The organism is Lentzea aerocolonigenes, from assembly GCF_000974445.1.
In the GTDB taxonomy this organism is placed as follows: Bacteria; Actinomycetota; Actinomycetes; order Mycobacteriales; family Pseudonocardiaceae; genus Lentzea; species Lentzea aerocolonigenes.
Map to the genome: position 1 here is coordinate 119,515 of NZ_BBOJ01000026.1, position 19,463 is coordinate 138,977.

At 69.1% G+C, this 19,463-nt stretch carries 20 protein-coding genes; 9 read left to right on the plus strand and 11 right to left on the minus strand.

What is annotated here, in order from left to right:
* Nucleotides 1-21: 21 nt before the first annotated feature.
* On the minus strand, nt 22-2,628 hold the full coding sequence (locus AOM45_RS40650) for an AfsR/SARP family transcriptional regulator (protein WP_030468793.1): 2,607 nt from the start codon (nt 2,626-2,628) through the stop codon (nt 22-24).
* Between the two features lie 110 nt (nt 2,629-2,738).
* Between AOM45_RS40650 and AOM45_RS40655 the strand changes: the two genes are divergently transcribed.
* The 3 genes from AOM45_RS40655 to AOM45_RS40665 all read left to right on the plus strand — a co-directional run bounded on the left by AOM45_RS40655 (nt 2,739) and on the right by AOM45_RS40665 (nt 4,449).
* Entirely contained in the window at nt 2,739-3,086 is a 348-nt protein-coding gene (locus AOM45_RS40655) for a hypothetical protein (RefSeq protein ID WP_030468792.1), read from the plus strand.
* Between the two features lie 45 nt (nt 3,087-3,131).
* On the plus strand, nt 3,132-3,500 hold the full coding sequence (locus AOM45_RS40660) for a hypothetical protein (protein WP_030468791.1): 369 nt from the start codon (nt 3,132-3,134) through the stop codon (nt 3,498-3,500).
* Nucleotides 3,501-3,585: 85 nt separating this feature from the next.
* On the plus strand, nt 3,586-4,449 hold the full coding sequence (locus tag AOM45_RS40665; RefSeq protein ID WP_201780163.1) for an AraC family transcriptional regulator: 864 nt from the start codon (nt 3,586-3,588) through the stop codon (nt 4,447-4,449).
* Here AOM45_RS40665 and AOM45_RS40670 read toward each other — a convergent pair.
* From AOM45_RS40670 to AOM45_RS40680, 3 genes are read right to left on the minus strand one after another with little or no spacing between them, the layout of a single operon-like run.
* Entirely contained in the window at nt 4,427-5,593 is a 1,167-nt protein-coding gene (locus AOM45_RS40670) for a hypothetical protein (RefSeq protein WP_156093927.1), read from the minus strand. The two genes, AOM45_RS40665 and AOM45_RS40670, sit on opposite strands and share 23 nt — an antisense overlap.
* A 15-nt stretch (nt 5,594-5,608) precedes the next feature.
* Nucleotides 5,609-6,424 (minus strand): SDR family NAD(P)-dependent oxidoreductase, encoded by an 816-nt coding sequence (locus tag AOM45_RS40675; RefSeq protein WP_030468788.1) that lies wholly within the window; start codon nt 6,422-6,424, stop codon nt 5,609-5,611.
* A 30-nt stretch (nt 6,425-6,454) separates the two neighbouring features.
* Nucleotides 6,455-8,110: an AMP-binding protein gene (locus AOM45_RS40680; protein ID WP_030468787.1), complete on the minus strand. Its 1,656-nt coding sequence runs from the start codon at nt 8,108-8,110 to the stop codon at nt 6,455-6,457.
* 74 nt (nt 8,111-8,184) lie between these two features.
* Between AOM45_RS40680 and AOM45_RS40685 the strand changes: the two genes are divergently transcribed.
* The gene (locus tag AOM45_RS40685; RefSeq protein ID WP_051783805.1) at nt 8,185-8,964 is read left to right on the plus strand and encodes a helix-turn-helix transcriptional regulator; all 780 of its coding nucleotides are present in this window, start codon (nt 8,185-8,187) and stop codon (nt 8,962-8,964) included.
* Between the two features lie 2 nt (nt 8,965-8,966).
* Nucleotides 8,967-9,389, plus strand: coding sequence for a nitroreductase family deazaflavin-dependent oxidoreductase (locus tag AOM45_RS40690; RefSeq protein WP_035910856.1), 423 nt, complete (start codon nt 8,967-8,969; stop codon nt 9,387-9,389).
* On the opposite strand, the gene AOM45_RS40695 is transcribed toward AOM45_RS40690, so the two are convergent.
* Genes AOM45_RS40695 through AOM45_RS40705 form a run of 3 tightly spaced genes read right to left on the minus strand, consistent with a single transcriptional unit; the run spans nt 9,345 to nt 11,666 of the window.
* On the minus strand, nt 9,345-9,908 hold the full coding sequence (locus AOM45_RS40695) for a hypothetical protein (RefSeq protein WP_035910853.1): 564 nt from the start codon (nt 9,906-9,908) through the stop codon (nt 9,345-9,347). The genes AOM45_RS40690 and AOM45_RS40695 overlap by 45 nt on opposite strands.
* The gene (locus AOM45_RS40700) at nt 9,905-10,468 is read right to left on the minus strand and encodes a TetR/AcrR family transcriptional regulator (RefSeq protein ID WP_030468783.1); all 564 of its coding nucleotides are present in this window, start codon (nt 10,466-10,468) and stop codon (nt 9,905-9,907) included. The genes AOM45_RS40695 and AOM45_RS40700 overlap by 4 nt, the downstream gene beginning before the upstream one ends.
* Nucleotides 10,469-10,493: 25 nt before the next feature.
* Nucleotides 10,494-11,666 (minus strand): MFS transporter, encoded by a 1,173-nt coding sequence (locus AOM45_RS40705; protein WP_035910849.1) that lies wholly within the window; start codon nt 11,664-11,666, stop codon nt 10,494-10,496.
* Nucleotides 11,667-11,840: 174 nt separating this feature from the next.
* Between AOM45_RS40705 and AOM45_RS40710 the strand changes: the two genes are divergently transcribed.
* The 3 genes from AOM45_RS40710 (at nt 11,841) to AOM45_RS40720 (ending at nt 15,926) form a co-directional block, all read left to right on the plus strand.
* Nucleotides 11,841-12,758: a hypothetical protein gene (locus tag AOM45_RS40710; protein WP_030468781.1), complete on the plus strand. Its 918-nt coding sequence runs from the start codon at nt 11,841-11,843 to the stop codon at nt 12,756-12,758.
* A 146-nt stretch (nt 12,759-12,904) separates the two neighbouring features.
* Complete coding sequence (locus AOM45_RS40715; RefSeq protein WP_236704014.1) at nt 12,905-14,356, plus strand: trypsin-like serine protease; 1,452 nt, start codon at nt 12,905-12,907, stop codon at nt 14,354-14,356.
* A 349-nt stretch (nt 14,357-14,705) separates the two neighbouring features.
* Nucleotides 14,706-15,926: a family 16 glycosylhydrolase gene (locus AOM45_RS40720; RefSeq protein WP_030468779.1), complete on the plus strand. Its 1,221-nt coding sequence runs from the start codon at nt 14,706-14,708 to the stop codon at nt 15,924-15,926.
* Nucleotides 15,927-16,018: 92 nt separating this feature from the next.
* On the opposite strand, the gene AOM45_RS40725 is transcribed toward AOM45_RS40720, so the two are convergent.
* Nucleotides 16,019-16,876 (minus strand): ornithine cyclodeaminase family protein, encoded by an 858-nt coding sequence (locus AOM45_RS40725; protein WP_035910846.1) that lies wholly within the window; start codon nt 16,874-16,876, stop codon nt 16,019-16,021.
* A gap of 25 nt (nt 16,877-16,901) precedes the next feature.
* On the opposite strand from AOM45_RS40725, the gene AOM45_RS40730 reads away from it, so the two are divergent.
* Nucleotides 16,902-17,558 (plus strand): hypothetical protein, encoded by a 657-nt coding sequence (locus tag AOM45_RS40730; protein WP_030468833.1) that lies wholly within the window; start codon nt 16,902-16,904, stop codon nt 17,556-17,558.
* On the opposite strand, the gene AOM45_RS50170 is transcribed toward AOM45_RS40730, so the two are convergent.
* From AOM45_RS50170 to AOM45_RS40740, 3 genes are all read right to left on the minus strand, one after another.
* Nucleotides 17,542-17,703 carry a DUF397 domain-containing protein gene (locus AOM45_RS50170; RefSeq protein WP_081902237.1) on the minus strand — a complete coding sequence of 54 codons (162 nt, stop codon included), beginning with the start codon at nt 17,701-17,703 and terminating at the stop codon, nt 17,542-17,544. The genes AOM45_RS40730 and AOM45_RS50170 overlap by 17 nt on opposite strands.
* A 10-nt stretch (nt 17,704-17,713) precedes the next feature.
* Nucleotides 17,714-18,544: a helix-turn-helix domain-containing protein gene (locus AOM45_RS40735; RefSeq protein ID WP_169792651.1), complete on the minus strand. Its 831-nt coding sequence runs from the start codon at nt 18,542-18,544 to the stop codon at nt 17,714-17,716.
* A 243-nt stretch (nt 18,545-18,787) separates the two neighbouring features.
* A partial coding sequence (locus tag AOM45_RS40740) for a transposase (RefSeq protein ID WP_174517958.1) occupies nt 18,788-19,463 on the minus strand: 676 nt, incomplete at its 5' end.

A 19,463-nucleotide genomic window follows, 5' to 3' on the forward strand; every position in this document is an offset into this window, starting at 1 on the left:
GACCCGGCTACCGGCAACGTATCAGCCGTCCAGCAGCGCGACGAGCGATGCCGCGTCGTCGGTCCGCCCCTGCGCCAGGTACAGGGTGAGCGCCTGGTCCCACAGCTCACGGGCCTGCGCGCGCTGGTCCAGCGCGGCGTGCACGTCGCCGAGGTGGTGCAGCACGGTGGCCTCCTCGTAGCTGTTGTCGAGCTGCCGGTACACCTCCAACGACTCGTGGTAGTGCTCGATCGCGGCCGCGGGCCTGCCGTCGTGGAACGCGATGTGCGCGAGACTGTCCAAAGTGGCTGCTTCGCCCTCGGCGTGGCCGAGCTTCCTGTTCAGCGCCATCGCTTGTTCGCAGTAGTCCGCGGCCTCGGCGTAGCGGCCCAGGCACGCGTAGCGCCAGCCGACCTCGTTCAGGGCCTCGGCTTCCCGCAGCTCCAGGTCCGCCTTCCGGAAGCCGTTCAGCGTGTGCAGCGCGTGCTCCAGCGCACCGGCGAGGTCCCCGGCGCGTTCCCTCGCCCACGCGATCGCGCGGTGGGCGCCCGCACGGCCTGCGAAGTCCTCCTCGTCGTGCAGCTCCAGGCTGCGGGTGAGGTGGTTCTGGGCCAGTTCGTCCCGCGAGAGCTGGGCGTAGACCAGGCCGGCGCTCAGGTGGGCGGCCGCCTGTTTCGGCCTGTCCCCCAACTGTTCCGCGGCGCTGAGGCCGAGGTGCCACGTGGTCAGCTCGTCGGCCGTGCGGCCCCGTCTGCGGTGGTAGTGGTTCAGCGTCCTGGCCAGCAGCCAGGTGGTCTCGTGCCAGCCCTGCTCGGCCGCGACCCGCTGCACGGCGAGCAACGACTCGTGTTCCTCGTCGAACCACCGCATGGCGGCGGCCGCGTCCGGGAACCTCTCGCAGGGTTCCAGCTCCGGCAGCGGCCGGTGCGGTTCCAGCGTCAGCGCACCGGCCCCCGCACGCCGCACGAGGTGGTCGGCGAACCGGCGCAGGGCTTCGGTGTTCTTCCCGGCCAGGTCGGCCGCGTACAGGCGGACGAGGTCGTGCATGCGGTAACGGCCGGGCACGTGCTGCTGCACGAGGTGCGCGTTCTCCAGTTCCCGCAGCACCATCCGCACCCGCGGCCGCGCGGAGAGGGCGTCGATCGCGGCCAGGCTCGCGTCCGGGGAGGGAATCAGCCCGAGCAACGCGAACAGCTCCGCGGCCTCGGCGCTCAGCGCGTCGCGCGACCACGAGAACACCGTCCGCAGGTTCGCCTCGGCCTCCCCCGCGTCGAGGGCGTCGAGGCGACACTCGGCCAGCTCGTCGGCCAGCGCGGACAACGGCAGCTCCCGGTCCATGGCCGCCCGTGCCGCCACGATGCTCAGCGCGAGCGGCAGCCCGCCGCACCACCAGACCAGCTCGCTGAGGTCACCGGGTTCGACGGCGACGCCCGCCCGCCCGAGCCGGGACTGCAGGAACTCCCGCGCCTGGCTCGCACCCAGCACGTCCAGCGGCAGGAGATGAGCACCGGCGGCCAGCAGCCCCGGCATCCGGTTGCGGCTGGTGACGATCACCGCGCACGACGGGTTCCCCGGCAGCAGGCCGGTCACCTGCCCGGTGTCGCGCGCGTTGTCCAGCAGGATCAGCACCCGCTTGTCCGCGAGCAGGCTGCGGTAGCGGTCGGCGCTCACCGGCCCGCCGGGCTCGCCCAGCGCGTCGAGGAACCCGCGCAGCGCCGCGTCCGTCGTGAGCGGCTCGCCGGACGGGTCGAACCCGCGCAGGTCCACGTACAGCTGGCCGTCCGGGAAGTCGTCCAGGTGCTGGTGCGCCCACTGGACGGCCAGCGCGGTCTTGCCCACGCCTCCCGCGCCCGCGATCACCGTCACGCCTTCGCCGCGCACGTCGGCGAGCTCGGTCTCCCGGCCGGTGAACCACTGCTGCGGCGCGGGCAGCTGGCGAGGCGTGCGGGTCGGTTCCGCGGCGAGAATGCGCGCGTGCAGGGCGCGCAACGGTGCGCCGGGATCCACCCCGAGCTCCTCGGCCAGCCTGCGCCGGAGCGCCTCGTAGTGGCGCAGGGCCTCGGCGGAGTTGCCCGCGCGGTGCAGCGCGAGGATCAGCTGCCCGGCCAGCCGTTCGTCCACCGGTCGTTCCTCGGCGGCCTTGAGCAGCTCCGGCAGCACGGTGCGGCCGAGCTCGATCGCCAGGTCGTTGCGGTCCAGTTCGGCCTCGACCCGTTCGACGTGCAGTTCCTCCCGGAACGCGGCCAGCCACGGCGAGTCCAGCCCGGCGAGCGCGGGCCCGCGCCACAGCCCGAGCGCCTCGTCGAACAGCTCCAGCGCACGCTCGCCGGTCTGCCCGCGCGCCTGTTCGACGAGCGCCCGGAACCGGTGCAGGTCGACCGAGTCCGCCCGCAGCCGGTAGCCGCCCGGCTCCCGCCCGATGTCGAGCACCTGCCGCAGTTTCGACAGGTACACGTACAGCGTGTCCTTGGCGCGCAACGGCGTCTGGTCGCCCCAGACGCGGTCGGCCAGCCGGTCCAGGGGCACCGGACGCCCCGGTTCCGCCAGCAACGCCACCAGCACCGCCCGCTGCTTGACGTGCCCGATGTCGACCAGGACCCCGTCCACGCGGACCTCCAGGTCACCGAGCAGCGCGAACTCGAACGTCAAGGCACTCCCATCAGCCGATTCAAGATCCATCTTAGGTTCGTTTCAGACGGCTGCCCCACCGTGGTGAGCGTCAGAGGGGCAACCCGAACAGATCGCTCAAGGGGTATTACGTGAAGTCTCGCAACATCGTTCTGGCGGTCGCCGGCGCCGTTCTCGCGCTGGGAGGAGTGGCCGCACCCGCCGCGTCCGCCGACGACGACGTGCACCGTCTGTCGGCGGCGTGCAAGTCGCCCAGCGACAAGAAGATCAACATCTCGTGGGGCAACGGCCACCAGAGCGTCACGGTGTACTACAACAACCACTGCGACCAGCGCCGGGCGATCGAGCTCACCTACAGCGGCATCGGCGGCATTCCCATCAAGGAGTGCTTCGTCGTGCCGGCGAAGAAGAAGGGCAGCAAGAAGCACGACCAGGCGAACCCGCGGATCGTGGCCATCCTGGCCGGCAGCAGCTGCTGACCTGCGTTCGACGCATCCACTTCGAGAACAACGCAGGGGGAACACGTGAAGGCTCGCAACATCGTTCTGGCGGTCGCCGGCGCCGGTCTCGCGCTCGGCGGCCTGGTCGCACCGGCCGCGTCCGCCGGCACGTCCGACGACGTGTCCGTCCAGGACGTGCACCGCAACTCGGCGACCTGCAAGTCGCCCAGCGACAAGAAGATCAACATCTCGTGGGGCGACGGCTCGACCACGACCACCGTGTACTACAACAACCACTGCAACCAGGCACGGGCGATCGAGCTGTACTTCAAGCCGGCGGGTGAGTTCCCCTTCACCAAGTGCTTCGTCGCGCCGGCGGGGAAGAAGAGCAGCAAGGAGATCGGCCACGCCAAGCCGGTCGAGGTGAACATCCTCAAGGGCGGCAGCTGCTGATCTGGGGGTCGCGGCGCTCGGCCGGGTCGTCCCGGCCGAGCGCCGCGCTTGCCTGATCGTCCCACCGCCGGGAACCATCGAGCACGTGGACGAACTACGCGCGTTGCTCACCAGGCACGCTCGCCCGGACCTGACCACGTCCATTCCCGACGTCCTGGTCTCGAAGACCACCGCCGCCGGCCCGCCGACGCCGTCGATGACCGGCACGATCCTCGCGTTCGTCGCTCAAGGCCGCAAACGCATCGCGTTGGGCGACCGCGTCTACGACTACCGCGCCGGCCAGTACCTCGTGGCCTCGATCGACCTGCCGATCACCGGCAACTACGTCGGCATCAGCCCGTCGGAACCCGCGCTCGGCATCGGCCTGGTCCTGCGTCCGGAGCACATCGCGGAACTCCTGCGCGACAACGACCTCCCCCAGTCCGCGGGCACCCCGGAGGGACTGGCCGTCAGCGACGCGACCCCGGAACTCGTCGACGCCGTCACGAGGCTCGCGCGCCTGCTCGGCAACCCGCGCGACGCGAGAGCACTCGCCCCGCTGGTCAAGCGGGAGATCCTCTGGCGCGTCATGACCGGTGAGCAGGGCGCGGTGGTGCGTCAGCTCGGGTCAGGGGACAGCAGCCTGGGCCACATCGCCAGGGCGGTCGGCTGGATCCGGGAGAACTACGCCGAGTCGTTCAAGGTCGGCAACGTCGCGCGGATCGCGGGCATGAGCGAGTCGGCGTTCTACCGGAACTTCCAGGCCGTCACCGCGATGAGCCCGATCCAGTTCCAGAAGCAGATCCGGCTGCAGGAGGCACGGCTGCTGCTCGCGACCGGCCGGGACGTGACGAGCGTCAGCCACCGGGTCGGCTACGACAGCCCGTCGCAGTTCAGCCGCGAGTACCGCCGCCAGTTCGGCGCGCCGCCCAGCCGGGACGCGCTGCTCAGGCCGCAGCCTGCTCTCTGACGGTCAGGTAGACCGCGCGGACCTCCAGCGTCCGCTCGACCTTCTCGATCAGGGGCGCGAAGAACTGGCGCCGGTGCTCGGCGTCGCTCATCGAGATCACCGAGAAGTACATGCTGCCGAACGCCGCGAACAACGTCGCGTTGCGCAACATCGCGGACGGCACCCCGAGCCACGACATGGCCACCGTTCCCCCGATCCACTGCTCGGCGATCTCCGGCGTGACGACGATCAGACCCAGCACCACGAAGAACGCGTACAGCGCGAGCCCCACCACCGCCGCCTGCACGAGCTGGCGGATCGCGAGCATCACCAGCAGGTTGCGGCCCTGCCGGCCGTTCAACCGCTTGGGCTGCAACGGTTCGGCGATGTCCACCCCGGCCAGTGGCGTGCCCTTGCAGGCACCCTTGAGGATCTCCGGCCGCAGGTCCTGCTCGACCCTGCCGATCTCGTCGCGCAGGCGGGCGGCCGCGGCCAGCACGGTGATCGCGGCGAACAGCAGCACGATCAGGCTCACCCGCGGCCAGTGCAGCCGGTTCATCGCCTGCCACAGCTCACCGGTGAAGAACAGGAACAGCGTCACGAACAGCATCGGCGGGAGTGCCCGGCCGAGCAGGTGCACGCTGTTGCGCAGGTCGGCGATCACGTGTCGGATGGCGGCCCTCAGCAACGCGCCCAGGCCGTAGGTGGTGGCCAGCATGGTCGCCACGAAGGCCAGGCCGAAGAAGGCGATGAACCACAGCGGGACGACCCACCACTCGTAGTCAGGTCCCTCGGCACCAGGCGTGGTGATCTCGTCGTTGGCCACGTACTGGAGCAACGGCACGATCACCGGCATCGCGGCGTACACCACCAACAGCACGATGGTCGTGTGGCGCGAGAAGCTCGGCAGTCGCCGGACGAACGACGAGAGCAGCTTCCACGCGGACACCATCACCACGACGATCACGCCGAGCAGCACCCACTTCGACAACCCGGTCGAGCGGATCAGCACGAGCCACGCGAGGCTGCCGACCGCGACGAACGTCAGCGCCGGCAGCATCCGCGGCAGCACGTGCGAGCGGAAGCCGTAGCCCTCGATCATGGTGGGCGCGCCCTGCCGGACGAACCACTGCTCGGTCCGCCGGACCATCGCTTCCGAAGCCACGGCGTGGATCATGCCTCACCGGTCGAACAGCCGCGCCATCACGCTGAAGTAGTGGGTCGGGGAGATGCGGGCGAGCGCGTCGAACACGTACGCGTCGGGCCCGACGAGGATCCGCGCCTTGCCCCGTTCGACGCCGCGGTGGATGACCTCGGCCGCCTTGTCCGACGTGGTCAGCGCGATCTTGTCGAAGTCAGAGGCGATCTGCTCCAGCGACCGGCCGTCCTCGTCGAGCTCGGCGTGGATGCGCCCGTTGCGGATGATGTTGGTCTTGATGCCGCCGGGGTGCACGGTGACCGCGGAGACTCCGGTGCCGCGCAGCTCCTGGCGCAGCGAGTCGGTGAAGCCGCGGACGGCGAACTTCGAGGCGCAGTAAGCGCTCTGCTTCGGCATCCCGAGCAGCCCGAACACGCTGGAGGTGTTCACGATGACGCCGTAGTTGCGTTCGAGCAGCAACGGCAGGAACGCCCTCGTGCCGTTGACGACACCCCAGTAGTTGATGTCGAACAGCCAGGAGTCGTCCTCCGGCCGTGAGTTCAGCACGGTCGTGGACGTGGCGACGCCCGCGTTGTTGAACACGGCCGCGATGGGCAGGTCCAGCCAGTCGCGGACCTCGCCCGCGAACTGGTGCACGTCGTCCGCGTCCCGCACGTCGAGCACGCGGCTGAGCACCGGGCCGTGCAACGACTTGGCGGTTTCCTCGAGCCCTGCCTCGTCGACGTCGGCGATGACCACCGGTGAGCCGTGCTGGGACAGCCGTTGCGCGAGGCTGCGGCCGATTCCCGAGGCTGCTCCGGTGATCACCGCCGGTCGACCGGCGATCTTTCGCACCATGCGACCAGTAGATCACCAAGGGCAATCGCCCTACTGGCGCAGCTCGGGGAACTGCTCGTCGCGCCACTCCCCCGCCTGCTCGGCCCGGTTCTCCTCAAGGGCGCGCAGGTCGACCCGGCGGATCTTGCCGGACACCGTCTTGGGCAGCTCGGCGAACTCCAGCCGCCGGATCCGCTGGAACGGAGCCAGGTTCTCGCGGGCGTGCCGCAGGATCTGCAGTGCCGTCTCGCGGCTGGGTTCCCAGCCCGCGCTCAACGCCACGTACGCCTTGGGCACGGCGAGCCGCAACGGATCCGGCGACGGCACGACCGCGGCCTCGGTGACCGCGGGGTGCTCGATCAGCACGCTCTCCAGCTCGAACGGCGAGATCTTGTAGTCCGACGCCTTGAACACGTCGTCCGTCCGTCCGATGTAGAACAGGTAGCCGTCGTCGTCGCGCGATGCGATGTCGCCCGTGTGGTAGTAACCGCCGGACATCGCCTCGGCGTTGCGCTCCTCGTCGCCGTGGTAGCCGACCATGAGCGACATCGGCCGCTGCTCGAGATCGATGCAGATCTCCCCTTCGTCGGCGGGTTGTCCGCTGATCGGGTCGACGAGCACGACGGGCACACCGGGGATCGGCCGTCCCATCGACCCGAGCTTCACCGGTGCGCCGGGCACGTTGCCGACCGACAGCGTGGTCTCGGTCTGTCCGAAGCCGTCCCGCAGCGTGAGGCCCCACTGGTTGCGGACCTGTTCGATCACCTCGGGGTTGAGCGGTTCCCCTGCGGCCACGACCTCCCGCAACGCGCCGGGCCCTCCGCTGAGATCGGCCTTGATCAGCATCCGCCACACCGTCGGCGGCGCGCAGAACGTGGTGACGCCCTTGTCCCGGATCTGGCCGAGCAACGCGGCCGCGTCGAACCGGACGTAGTTGTAGACGAAGATCGTCGCTTCGGCGATCCACGGCGCGAAGAAGCAGCTCCACGCGTGCTTGGCCCAGCCCGGCGAGCTGATGTTCAGGTGCACGTCGCCCGGCCGGATCCCGATCCAGCGCATGGTCGTGAGATGGCCGACCGGGTACGAGGTCTGGGTGTGCTCGACGAGCTTCGGGCGGCTGGTCGTGCCGGAGGTGAAGTACAGCAGCAACCTGTCGTCCGCCCGCGTCTTCGGGTGCGGCACCGGGTTGTCCGGCGCCTCGGCGGTCTCGGCGTAGTCCAGCCAGCCGGCCTCGGCGCCGCCGACGGCGATCAGAACGGGGCCGTCCTCGAACTTGTCCGCGTCCTGCGCCCGCGCGATGACGTGCCGGACCGAGCCGCGGTGCAGCCGGTCGGCGAGGTCCGCGGGCCCGAGCGCGGTGGTGGTCGGCATGATCACCGCGCCGAGCTTCATCACCGCGAGCATCGACTCCCACAGCTCGACCTGGTTGCCGAGCATGATCATCACGCTGTCGCCCTTGCCGACCCCGTGCCACGCGAGCCAGCGCGCGACGCGGTTCGAACGGCGCCGGAGCTCGTCGAACGTGTAGGCGCGCCCGGACCCGTCCTCCTCGACGACGTGCAACGCCGTGGTGGTGTTGCCCTCGGCGATGACGTCGAACCAGTCGTGCGCCCAGTTGAAGCTGGTGCCGAAGCTCGGCCAGGTGAACGACTCGGGATCGGTGAGCATCAGGTCGCGAGCCGCGCGGTACGTGTCGTGACTGGACATGGGCAGAGGGTGGGAGAGCCGGGGCCGGCGGTATACCCCCGTACGGGGGTGCACCCCTTTTCGAGGGTGAGGCGGTGGGCGAGACTGCGAGCGTGCTGCCAGACCGCTTTCCGGCGCTGCTGCCGCAACGCCTGGAGATGCTCCGCCGTGCCACCGGGCTGCCGGTCGTGTTCGGCGGGGCTGTGACGCCTGGCCGTGACCTGGTGCTCAGCTCGTTCTTCGGCACGCACGGCACGTCGTTGCACGGCCTGCGCATCGGAGCGGGACGTGGCCTGGGTGGCACGGCGATCGCGATGGGCGCGCCGGTGCGCGTCAACGACTACGCCTCGACCAAGGCCATCACCCACGAGTTCGACCAGATGGTGGTCGTCGACGAACGGCTGACCTCGGTGTTCGCCTACCCGGTCACGGTCCGCGGCACCGTGCGCGGCGTGCTCTACGGGGCCGTGCGCGGGCAGACGACCATCGGCGACCGGTCGATCAGGATGGCCGGCGCCATCGCGCAGGGATTCGCACAGGACCTGGACATGCCTTCACCGAACACCCGCGCCGCCCTCCGCGAGCTCGCCGAGGTCGCCAAGCTCGTCGGGGACCCCGCGTTGCGCGAACGACTGCGCAAGGTCCACCAGGATCTCGGCGGTGAAGTTCCCGTCACCGTCCCGACGGGACTGACCCCGCGCGAACTCGATACGCTTCGGCTGGCCGCGGTCGGTGCGTCCAACCGGGAGATCGCCGCCGAGCTCGGGTTGAGCACCGAAACCGTCAAGGCCTACCTCCGCGGCGCGATGCGCAAGCTGGGGGTGCACAACAGAACCGCCGCCGTCCACGCGGCGAGGTCGACGGGAGCGCTCTAGAGATGTCGTGGTTCGAGAAGGCCGTGATCGGCACCGACCGCCTGCTCTACAAACTGACCGGCGGCAAGGTCATGACCGTCTCGCTGAGCAAGCAGACAGGGCTGACCCTGATCACCGTGGGCGCGAAGTCCGGTGAGCAGCGCCTGAACCAGGTCCAGTACGTGGCCGACGGCCCCTCGATGCTCGTGGTGGGCTCGAACTGGGGCAAGCCGCACCACCCGGCGTGGACCACGAACCTGATCAAGACCCCGGACATCCAGGTGAACGTCCGGGGTACGGTGCGTGCTGTGCGAGGAACGCTGCTTTCGGGTCCCGAGCGCGAGGCCGCCTGGAAGAAGATGGTGGCGGCCTGGCCGGCCTTTCAGGACTACGTCGCGCGGTCAGGCGGCCGCGAGCTGCGGGTCTTTCGCCTGACTCCGCGCTGAATCCCACGCGAGCCACACACAGCCGACGATCATGAGCACGCCGTGCGCGATCCGGAACGCGGGCGGCGTGAAGAACTGCGGCAGGAACAGGGCAAACCCGGCCGCGAACACGATCGCGGGCACCGTGCGGAGCTTGAGCGCGACCATGACGGCCGCGACGCCCATCGTCACCAGCCCGACGGCGAAAGTCGTGACGGCGAACGGGTTGAAGCGCACGGACTCGGCCAGTTCGACGATGTTGGGCTGCGCGGCGATCTCGTGCAGGGCGAAGTCCTCGGCGCCGTAGTAGGGCAACGTCAGGCCGGCGCCGACCCAGAACGTGATCGCGGCGGTGCGGTGGATCTCCAGCAGCGCGATCGGCACCAGGATAAATCCGATCATGGCGAACAGGTGCGACAGGACCCACGCCTGGGACCCCATCGCGGCCGCAGCGCCCGCGGTCGTCGACTCGTCCTCCCACGGACGGAAGACGGGGTACAGCAAGAAGAGCAGGCCTGCGGCGGTGAGCGAGATTCTCATGATTGCCCCCTGAGATCGGTGAGATACATCCGGACGAGCTGGTCGTAGGTGTCGTCGAGTCCTTCCGGCAGGCCGAACCCGCCACCGGACTCGATCGACGCGAAGCCGTGCACGATCACCCTGAGCCGCCGCGTGGCGTGGATGGCGTCAGGGCCTTCCATGCCGAAGCCGCGCAAGGTCGCGAGCATGACTTCGACGAGCTTCATCCCCGCTGCCTGCTGAAGTTCGTCGTGCAGCGGGTCCATCGGCATGGCTGCGTAGCGCTTCGGGTGTTCGGCGACGTACGCGCGGTAGGCGTGCATCAGCGCTGTCACGGCTTCCTCGCCGGACAGGCCGAGCACGACCTGTGTGAACCGCGCGGTCATGTCCTCCAGCACCCGCACACCGACGTGGCCTCGCAGTTCGCCGAGGCTCGCGACGTGCTTGTACAGCGAGGGCGTGGCGACGCCGGTCCGTGCGGCGACGGCGGCGAGCGTCAGTCCTTCGACGCCCTGCTCGTCGACCAGCTCCAGTGCGGCGTCCACGACCTTGGCGGTGGTGAGACGTGCTCGAACGGCCATAGCTTAAAAGCTAATGCCATTAGCCTCACGCGTCAAGCACGACTTCGCGCCTGACTGAATGCCGAGCCAGCGCGACCAGCGCCATGAGGGCGACGAGCGCGCACACGCCCCGCCAGCCGAACCGGACGTACGCCTGCACACCCAGCCACGACCCGACCGCGCCACCGATGTACGCGCACGTCATGTACGCGGTGTTGAGGCGTCCGCGATGGGTGTCGCTCAACGCGTACATGCGGATGGAGTTGGCGACCATGCCGCACTGCATCGCGACGTCGAGCACGAGCGTGCCCACCACCAGCGCGACCAGTCCGGCCGGTCCGCCGACGGCGCCTGCCGTGAGCACCCCCGCCGCCGCGATCACGGCGAGCATGCAGACGAGGTTCACCGGATCGGAGCCGCGCCGGTCCACGATCCGGCCCGCGACCGGCGTCGCGGCCATCGTCACGACGTTGACCAGCGCCAGCAGTCCCACGGCCTGCGCGCCGTAGCCGTAGACCGGGCCGGTGAGGAGCAACGCGACACTCCCCCACACCGCGCTGAACGCCCCGAAGATCATGCCCTGGTACAGGCAGGAACGCCGCAGCTCGGGTTCCTTCCGCAGCAGCCGCAACGGTTCCAGCAGAAGGTCTGGATAGGACTGCCGGGTGTGCGGCTCGGTCCGCGGCAACGCCCGCCACAACGCCACCGCCATCACGAACGCGAGCCCCGACGCCACCAGGTACGGCGCCCGCCAGTCCAGCCACTCGCCGAGCACCCCGCTGAACGTGCGCGCCAGCAGCATCCCGCCGATCGACCCGGCGAGCATCGTCCCGCTGGCGGCACCCCGGTTCTCCGGTGCGACCATCCCCGCGACCATCGGGCCGATGATCGGTGCGATCACCGTGGCGACACCGACCGCGACCCCTGCGGCGAACAGCGGCCCGAACGACGGCGCGCAGCCCGCGACGGCGAGCCCGAGGCCCGTCACCGTGAAGAGCGTGGCGATCAACGGCCGGTACGGCACGCGGTCGCCCAGCGGCACCAGCAGGAAGATCCCGCACGCGTACCCGATCTGCGCGGCCGTGATCACCAGCGCCGCCCGGTCCGGCGAGATGCGCAGCCCTTCGGCGACCAGCGGTGTGACCGCCTGCGGGAAGTAGACGTTGCCGACCGCCACACCGCAGGCCACCGCGAGCAGCCATCGCAATCCCCGAGTCACAGCAGCCACGTTGTCGGCGCACGACCGCCTGGCGCAATTGGTTTTTCCTATCGGAGGCAAGCCGTTCGGCCCATTGGCCGCAGGTCAGGTGACAAGTACCGTGATCGCCTGCGGCGTCGGGGCGGTCGGCGGGGTGCCGGCCGAAGCCGGGATCTGCACCACCCGGAGGCAGGAATGCGAGTAGCCAGACGCTGGGCGGCGGCTGCCACCGTCGCCGTCGGCGCAGCGCTGTTGTCACCCACCACCGCGAGCGCGCACGCACCATCGGGCGCGATCTTCACGACGTTGCCGGACGGCAGCGAGGTCAACTTCAACCACTATCCGTCCAAACAGGACGTGTACCTCGACGGCGGCCCCGGCCCCGGTGCGCCGCAGACGGCCGCCGGGCTCGACGACGGCACGTACGTGTTCCAGGTGACCGACCCCAGCGGCAAGGTGCTGCTGTCCACCGACCCGGCGCGCTGCCGCCAGTTCACCGTTGCGGACGGTGTGATCAGCGGCGTCGTCGACACCGACTGCGAACACGTGACCGGGTCCGATGTGGACCACGGCGCCACGACCGTGCAACTGTTCCCCTACCTGGACACGCCCAACAACGGTGGTGTGTACAAGGTCTGGGTCACCACCGTCGAGGACTTCCTGGCCGGCTGCGCGAAGTTCGGTGTCGCGAACGGACTGAACGTGGTCGACTGCGGCAACTCCGGCGGCAACCGCCACGGGTTCGTCCCCGCGCACAGCAAGACCGACAACTTCAAGGTCGGGGACCGGGTGATCGTCGAGATCGACACCCGCTTCTACCGCTGGGACGGCGCCGGACCGCTGGACGGCTACGCCGTGACGTGGACCGACACCAACGGCGCGTCGAACAAGAAGTGGTCCTACTACGCCCCTGAGCTGCTGGTGATGCACGAGGCGCACGTCGAGGCCGTCGAAGCGGGCGTGCACCAGATCTCGGTGGCGAACCAGCCCGGCTGCACCGTGCTGCGCGTGGACGTGCAGAACCAGCGCCTGGACGGACCGGGCACCGTCCAGGTGCGCGTGTCCAACATCGGGCAGGAGAAGACCATCTTCGTCGACGTCCGCTGCGGGTGACGTGACCGGTGAGAGCGCTCCTCGGGGCGCTCTCACTGAAAATTCGTCAGGCAAAGGTTTTTGTGAAGATCTTGCGGATGTTCCAACGTTCGACGCCCGGCAACCGTTTCAATGGTCGAGTCACTCATCCGAGCGAGGAGAACCCATTGCGGTTTGCCAGACACCTGGGGGTGGTCGCCGCAGGCCTGATGGTCTCGGCGACCATCACATCGGCATCGGCCACGGCCGGACCGTCGTTCCACACCGCGATCGACCCGAGCAGTGTTTCGGAGTCGATCGCCTACCTGGTCAAGAACTACCGCGTCAGCGAGCAGGAAGCCCTGCGCCGCCTGGAGCTCCAGAACGACGCGATCAAGCTCGAGGAGACGCTGAAGCGCGAAGCCGCCGGTGAGTACGGCGGCATGTGGCTGGATCAGGAGGCCGGCGGCGAGCTCGTCGTCGCCATGACGAAGCCCGCGGTCGCCCAGCGCTACGTCGGCGGCATGCCCGACCGCGCCAACGTCAAGATCCGCGAGGTGAAGCACTCGCTGGCCACGCTGAAGTCGGCCTACGACCGGATCAGCAAGCAGGTCGGCGCCGGTGCGGACGCCGTGCTCCTGCCGGCCATCAGCGAGACCGAGAACCGCGTCGTCGTCTGGGAACGCGCGTGGCTCAAGGAGAACAAGCCCGGGGCCACCACTCAGGCGGTGCCGGAGAACCGGACGTTCGACGCGGATCCGAGCCTGGTCTCCACCCGGATCCTGCCGAAGCCGACGCCGTTCGCGGGCGACCCGGTCAACGTGGGCTACTGCCACCCGTTGTACTGCACGAACTACGGCCCCATGCGGGGCGGTCTGCGGCTGGACATCAGGCGCGACAACGGCACCACGGGCGGCTGCACCGCGGCCTTCAACCTGCGGACGACCGGCGGCGCGTTCCCCAACGCGTCGTGGGTGCTGACCGCGGGCCACTGCACGGTGAACAAGCAGAACTCCGTGCCGACGCAGCACAACCGCCTCAACGTCGTGAACATGCACGGCATCGAGAAGAACGCGTACCCGTACGACTACGCCGCCCTGCGGTACGTCGACGCGAAGACCGCGATCAAGTGGCTGGAGGGCCAGACCAACCGCAACACGGTGCTCAAGTTCTGCCGCAACGGCGGCAACGACAGCAACGCGGACACCCCGTGCGGCCCGCAGGCCACGTCGCAGAACCAGGAGATCACCAAGGTCACCCCGCTGGCCGAGATCAAGGCGGGCGCGATCGTGTGCACGTCGGGCGCCGGCGCCAGCTCGGTGGACTACCCGGACTCCTACGACAGCGGTCCCGGGGCGGGCTACCACCCCGGCACCAGGTGCGGCCGGGTCCTGTCGACCGACGTCGGCATCAACACCGACCTGTGCGCCCGCAACGGTGACAGCGGCAGCCCGCTGTTCAGCCAGGTCGACAAGGCGGCCCTGGGCATCCTCAACGGCAGCCAGCAGGCCCGCAGCGGCGCCTGCCAGCCGGGAGAGCTGAACAACTACTCCCCGGTCTCGACGATCCTCGAGGACCTCAGCGCCCGCTCAGCCAGCGGCGGCTCGGTCTTCAACGTGATCACCACGCCGATGGGCTGATCCCCGCTGTGTCCGGAAGGCTCCGCTCGGAGCCTTCCGGACCTCGGCGACTCACCAGGACAGCGGCGGCCCGCACTTCCCGCCGACAGCACGACCCCGCGACGAGCACTCAGCGCCTTCGCACCCACCTGGACGTCGGCGGTCCGGCACGGACCGACCCCTGCAGTGGGCCTCTCCGGAACTCCGACGCCCGATTCCACCCGTGTTCCCGCTGGCAGCGCTCAAGATCATCTGAGAGCGCTCTCATCTGACAAATTCTTGAAAACCTTTACACGTTGACCGAGAGTCACGGCGTGACAACACTTCCGAACCACTGGGCGCACAACTAAATCCAGGAAAGGTCGGTTCGATGCAGCGACGCATCGGGACGGCCCTCGCCGCTGCCTTGATGGTGGCCGCAGGGATAACCGTCGCCACCACCACCCAAGCTCCCCCTGCCAATGCGGCGGTGACCTGGGCCGACGAGTTCAACGCCCCCGCCGGCACGGGTGTCGACGGTGGCAAGTGGCAAATGGAAGTGGGCAACAACAACGGCAACAACCGCGAGTCTCAGTGGTACCAGGCCGGTACCTCGAACGCGGCGCACGACGGCAACGGCAATCTCGTGATCACCGCCAAGCGCGAGAACCCCGGCAACTACCAGTGCTGGTACGGCCGTTGCGAGTACACGTCCGCCCGCATCAACACCGCGGGCAAGTTCACCCAGACCTACGGCCGGTTCGAAGCGCGCATGAAGATGCCGCGCGGCAAGGGCATCTGGCCGGCCTTCTGGATGCTGGGTGCGGACATCAACAGCGGTAACCCGTGGCCGGGCTCCGGCGAGATCGACGTCATGGAGTTCCTGGGACACCAGCAGAACACCGTGTACGGCACCATCCACGGCCCCGGCTACAGCGGTGCGGGCGGCCTGTCCCACGTCTACAACGGCCCGAACTTCGCCGACGGCTTCCACAACTTCGCCGTCGACTGGCGTCCGGGTGAGATCGTGTGGTCCGTCGACGGCCAGGTCTACGGCCGCAAGACGCCGCAGGACCTCGGCGGCAAGACTTGGGTGTTCAACAAGCCGTTCTTCATCATCATCAACCTCGCGGTCGGTGGTGAGTGGCCGGGTTACCCGGACGGCAGCACGACGTTCCCGCAGCAGCTCGTGATCGACTGGGTCCGCGTCTCCAACGACAGCCCGCCGCCCACCGGCGGCACGGAGATCCGCGGCATCGGCGGCAAGTGCGTCGACGTGGCCGGGGCGAACACCGCCAACGGCACACCCATCCAGATCACCGACTGCAACGGCAACGCCGCCCAGAAGTGGAGCCGTCCCGGCGACGGCACCATCCGCGCGCTGGGCAAGTGCATGGACGTCTCCGGCGGAGGCGTCGCGAACGGCACGGCGGTCCAGCTCTGGGACTGCAACGGCACCGGAGCACAGCGATGGACCGTCAGCGGTGCTCAGGACATCGTGAACCCGCAGGCCAACAGGTGCCTCGACGCCACCGGCGGCTCGTCGGCCAACGGCACGAGACTCCAGATCTGGGACTGCGCGGGCACGGCCAACCAGAAGTGGCAGGTCTGAGGTCTCTCCCTGCCCGGTAGCGCATGGCCGGGCCGGAAACGGCGCTGGACGTGAACCCCTTGCGGCGGAAGGGGATCACGTCCAGCGCTCGTTCAGGCCAGAAGCCTCGCCACGGCCCAGTCCTGCACGGCCACCCCGACGGACTTGAACACGGTCCGCCCCTGCCGCAACGGCGGATTACCCAGCGCCGCACCGAGTTCGACGAGCGCCTCCAGCCGCAGCACACCGGAGTTCACCGCCCGGATGATCTCCCCGGCCTCGCTCAACGCCGCCTCGACCTGGTCCACCACAACGACTTCCGCCGCGGCGAGCAGCTCCTCCGGCAGCTCCCGCATCACGGGCCGGTACGACCCGATCGCGTTGACGTGCACCCGTTCCTTCAACGCCTCCATGCGGAACAACGGCACGGTCGACGCCGTCGCACAACACACGACGTCCGCGCTTTCCACCGCCTCCTCGGCGTTCGCCGCCACGTCCATCACCGTGTCCGGCAGCTCGTCCTTCAACCCGTCGACGAGCGCCTCGGCCTTCTCCGCGTTCCGGTTGAACACGACGAGCTTCTTCAACGGCCGCACCGCGTGCACCGCCCGGACCTGGTCCGCAGCCTGCGCCCCGGCCCCGAGCAGCGCCAGGTGGGAAGCGTCCTCGTCGGCCAGCAGATCCGTTGCCACCCCGACGACAGCACCCGTCCGCAACGTCGTGAGCGGCACCGCGTCCGTGACGAACTGCCCCTCGGGATGCGAGTAGACGACCGTGCCGGTGATCACCGGATCCCGCTCCAGCTCGATGCTGATCACCTTGACCGCCGTCGACCGCGTCGGCCGGTGGTGCACCGCCATGACGAGCGAGCGGCTCTCGCTGAACGCCTGCCGCGGCGGCAGCTCGAACTCCCCCGCGGCGAGGCCGGCGAACGCTGCGCGGACGGCTTCGATCGCCGCGGGCATGGTCATGGTTCGGATGGTAACGACCGGCAGAATGGCACCCGTGACCGAGACCTGGGATCCGTTCGGCACCCTGCGCAACGCGCTGTGGATGGGCGGCGCGCAATGGGCGGGCAAGTCGACGGTGGCACGAATCCTGGCACTACGACACGGAATCACCGCGTACAACTACGACTACCACGACGCCCGCGGCCACAACGACCGCCGCATCGCCAGCGGCAAACCGCTGCCGAGCTCACCGGACGACATGTGGGTGCACCCGACGCCGTCCGACCTGGCCGCGAACACCCTGGCGGGGTTCCCTGCCAGGTTCGAGTGGGTGCTCGACGACCTGCGCGCACTCGTGTCGGGCAGGCCGATCCTCGCCGAGGGCTGGGGCCTGCGCCCCGAACTGGTGGCACCCCTGATCGACTCACCGCGCAGGATGGTCGTGGTGGTGCCGACGCCCGAGTTCCGCGAGCACCAGATTCGCGTGCTGCCGCGCGCCACAGCGCTTCCCGCCGAGGTCAGCGATCCCGCTCGGGCGCAACGAAACCGCCTGGAGCGCAACCGGCTCGTCGCGGAGGACGCGGTGCGCGCCGCCCGTGCGTTGGGAATGCGCGTGATCGAGGTCGACGGCACCCGTGACGCCGAAGCGGTCGCGGACGACGTCGCCGACCACTTCGCGCCGTTTCTCAGTCCGCTCGGGTGACGTCCGCGAGGAACGCGGACCACGCGGCCGCGCCCACCTCGACGTGGCTGACGGGCGCCTTGCTGTCCCTGATGCCGATACCGGTGGCGACTTCGACGCAATCACTCGCGTTCGCGCTGTAGCTGCTCTTGCGCCACTCGGCCATCAACGTCTCCTCAACCGGCGATGTCTTTGATCAGACTCCTGGATTGTTCCTCGTCCAACGCCGTCCGAGCGAGTGATTCAACGACCGCGTCGTAGCTCTTGAGCGGAAGCGGCGACTCGATGATGAGGCTGGCGTTCTCACTTTCCACGAACACCACCGGCTCGATCTTGTGGAACCTCAGCAGGCTGAACGGCCCGGAATGCCCTGCGTGCGCCCCGATCGACGTCGGGACGACCCTGACCACGACGTACGGCCGCATCGACACCTGGGCGAGGTGCTCGAGCTGCGCGCGCATCACCTCTTCACCGCCGACCGGCGTCCTGAGCACGGATTCGTGGAGGTAAAAAGTCGCCTTTAGTTGCGATCGAAGCGCCTTCTTCCGGACCGCACGTGCTGCGACGCGCTCCTCGACCTCGTCATCCGGAACGTTGGCGCTCGCCTCGACCACCGCACGCGTGTAGTCGGGAATCTGCAACAGGCCGTGCACGACCAAGGGCTGCCAGCTCACGAGAGACTTCGCGATCGCCTCGTGGTGAATGAGGGTGCGCGGCAGGATCGGCTCGGCTGCCCCGTGCTCCTGCAGCCACCCCTTGACGTTCGTGGCGCGGAACAGCGCCAGCAGGTGTTCGCGTTCGTCCGGCGGCGTCCGGCAGACGCCCAGCAGCACGGCCAGTTCCAGCTCGGTCGCGCCGCCCTTGCCGTTCACGAGATCGGACACCTTGGCTTCCTGCCAGCCCACGAGCTCGGCGACCGCGCGCGAGGTCATGCCCGTGGCGGCAATGGCCGCGCGCAGCCCGTCACCGAACTCCCGACCCCTTGCAGTGGAGAATCTTTTCGGCATGGCGAGGACCGTAGCCTCATTCTCACGCATTCCAGAACGTTTGACCGCAACACAACCCAAAAGGGCGTTAGCCCGGATCTTTCGTGCCGGTGACGTCCTGGCTTGAGAGCGTGTCCGGTGGCTGTGGGGCTTCCTCCTTTCGGTGTTCAGGGTCGTTGCGGTGGCCCGTTGTCGGCCGGGTGCCGTCGGGTTCCACTGCCCGATGGAGGTGAGCTGCTGTTCGCAGGGACGGGTTGCGGCTGGTCAGGCCAGTTGCGGCAGGTTATGCAGGCGCTTGCAGGCAGTCAGGATCAGCTCGGTCCAGGGTGCGTGGCGGGCCAGTCGGAGGTGGACTTGCCGGGCGTGGCGGGCGATGCGGCCGGCGACGGAGAACACGCGTAGCCGCAGGCGTTTGGGCTCCCAGCGGCGGGCTTCGTGGCCGGTCAGGGCCAGCATCTGGGTCCAGGCCGTCAGCTCGACCGCGAGGGCGACGATCGCGACCCAGATCTGGTTGTGGGCGTAGCCGTGGAAGGGCAGGTTGGTCAGCCCGGTGGCTTTGGCGGCGCGGATGCGGTCCTCGGCGCGGGCGCGGCGGCGGTGACGTAGTTCCAGGTCAGCGAGTTGACCGCGGCCGGTGTTGGTGGCGAACGCGGTCAGGCGGAGCCCGTCGGCGTCGGTGAAACGCAGTTGTGCGCCGGGGTGCGGGCGTTCCTTGCGGACGATGACCCGCATGCCCTTCGGCCATCCGGACATCTCGAGCACGCCGGTGGCCTCGGCGACCCAGGCCCCGTCGCGCGGGGTGCGCTCGTCGTCGTAGGCCGGGGTCCACGCGTGTGCGGGGATGCGGGCCAGGCGTTCGACAGCGTCGTCGGACAGGGTGAACCCGACCGAGTAGCCCAGTTTCCTTGCGTGCAGCCATTCCACGAACTCGTGGGTGCCG

What these genes read in the sequence shown, in the direction of transcription:
- AOM45_RS50170 (WP_081902237.1), bottom strand. Translation starts at nt 17,703, where the DNA reads ATGGCCGAGTGGCGCAAGAGCAGCTACAGCGCGAACGCGAGTGATTGC.
- AOM45_RS40730 (WP_030468833.1), top strand. Translation starts at nt 16,902, where the DNA reads ATGGCACCCGTGACCGAGACCTGGGATCCGTTCGGCACCCTGCGCAAC.
- AOM45_RS40680 (WP_030468787.1), bottom strand. Translation starts at nt 8,110, where the DNA reads ATGTCCAGTCACGACACGTACCGCGCGGCTCGCGACCTGATGCTCACC.
- AOM45_RS40690 (WP_035910856.1), top strand. Translation starts at nt 8,967, where the DNA reads ATGTCGTGGTTCGAGAAGGCCGTGATCGGCACCGACCGCCTGCTCTAC.
- AOM45_RS40725 (WP_035910846.1), bottom strand. Translation starts at nt 16,876, where the DNA reads ATGACCATGCCCGCGGCGATCGAAGCCGTCCGCGCAGCGTTCGCCGGC.
- AOM45_RS40675 (WP_030468788.1), bottom strand. Translation starts at nt 6,424, where the DNA reads ATGGTGCGAAAGATCGCCGGTCGACCGGCGGTGATCACCGGAGCAGCC.
- AOM45_RS40735 (WP_169792651.1), bottom strand. Translation starts at nt 18,544, where the DNA reads ATGCCGAAAAGATTCTCCACTGCAAGGGGTCGGGAGTTCGGTGACGGG.
- AOM45_RS40710 (WP_030468781.1), top strand. Translation starts at nt 11,841, where the DNA reads ATGCGAGTAGCCAGACGCTGGGCGGCGGCTGCCACCGTCGCCGTCGGC.
- AOM45_RS40695 (WP_035910853.1), bottom strand. Translation starts at nt 9,908, where the DNA reads ATGAGAATCTCGCTCACCGCCGCAGGCCTGCTCTTCTTGCTGTACCCC.
- AOM45_RS40720 (WP_030468779.1), top strand. Translation starts at nt 14,706, where the DNA reads ATGCAGCGACGCATCGGGACGGCCCTCGCCGCTGCCTTGATGGTGGCC.
- AOM45_RS40700 (WP_030468783.1), bottom strand. Translation starts at nt 10,468, where the DNA reads ATGGCCGTTCGAGCACGTCTCACCACCGCCAAGGTCGTGGACGCCGCA.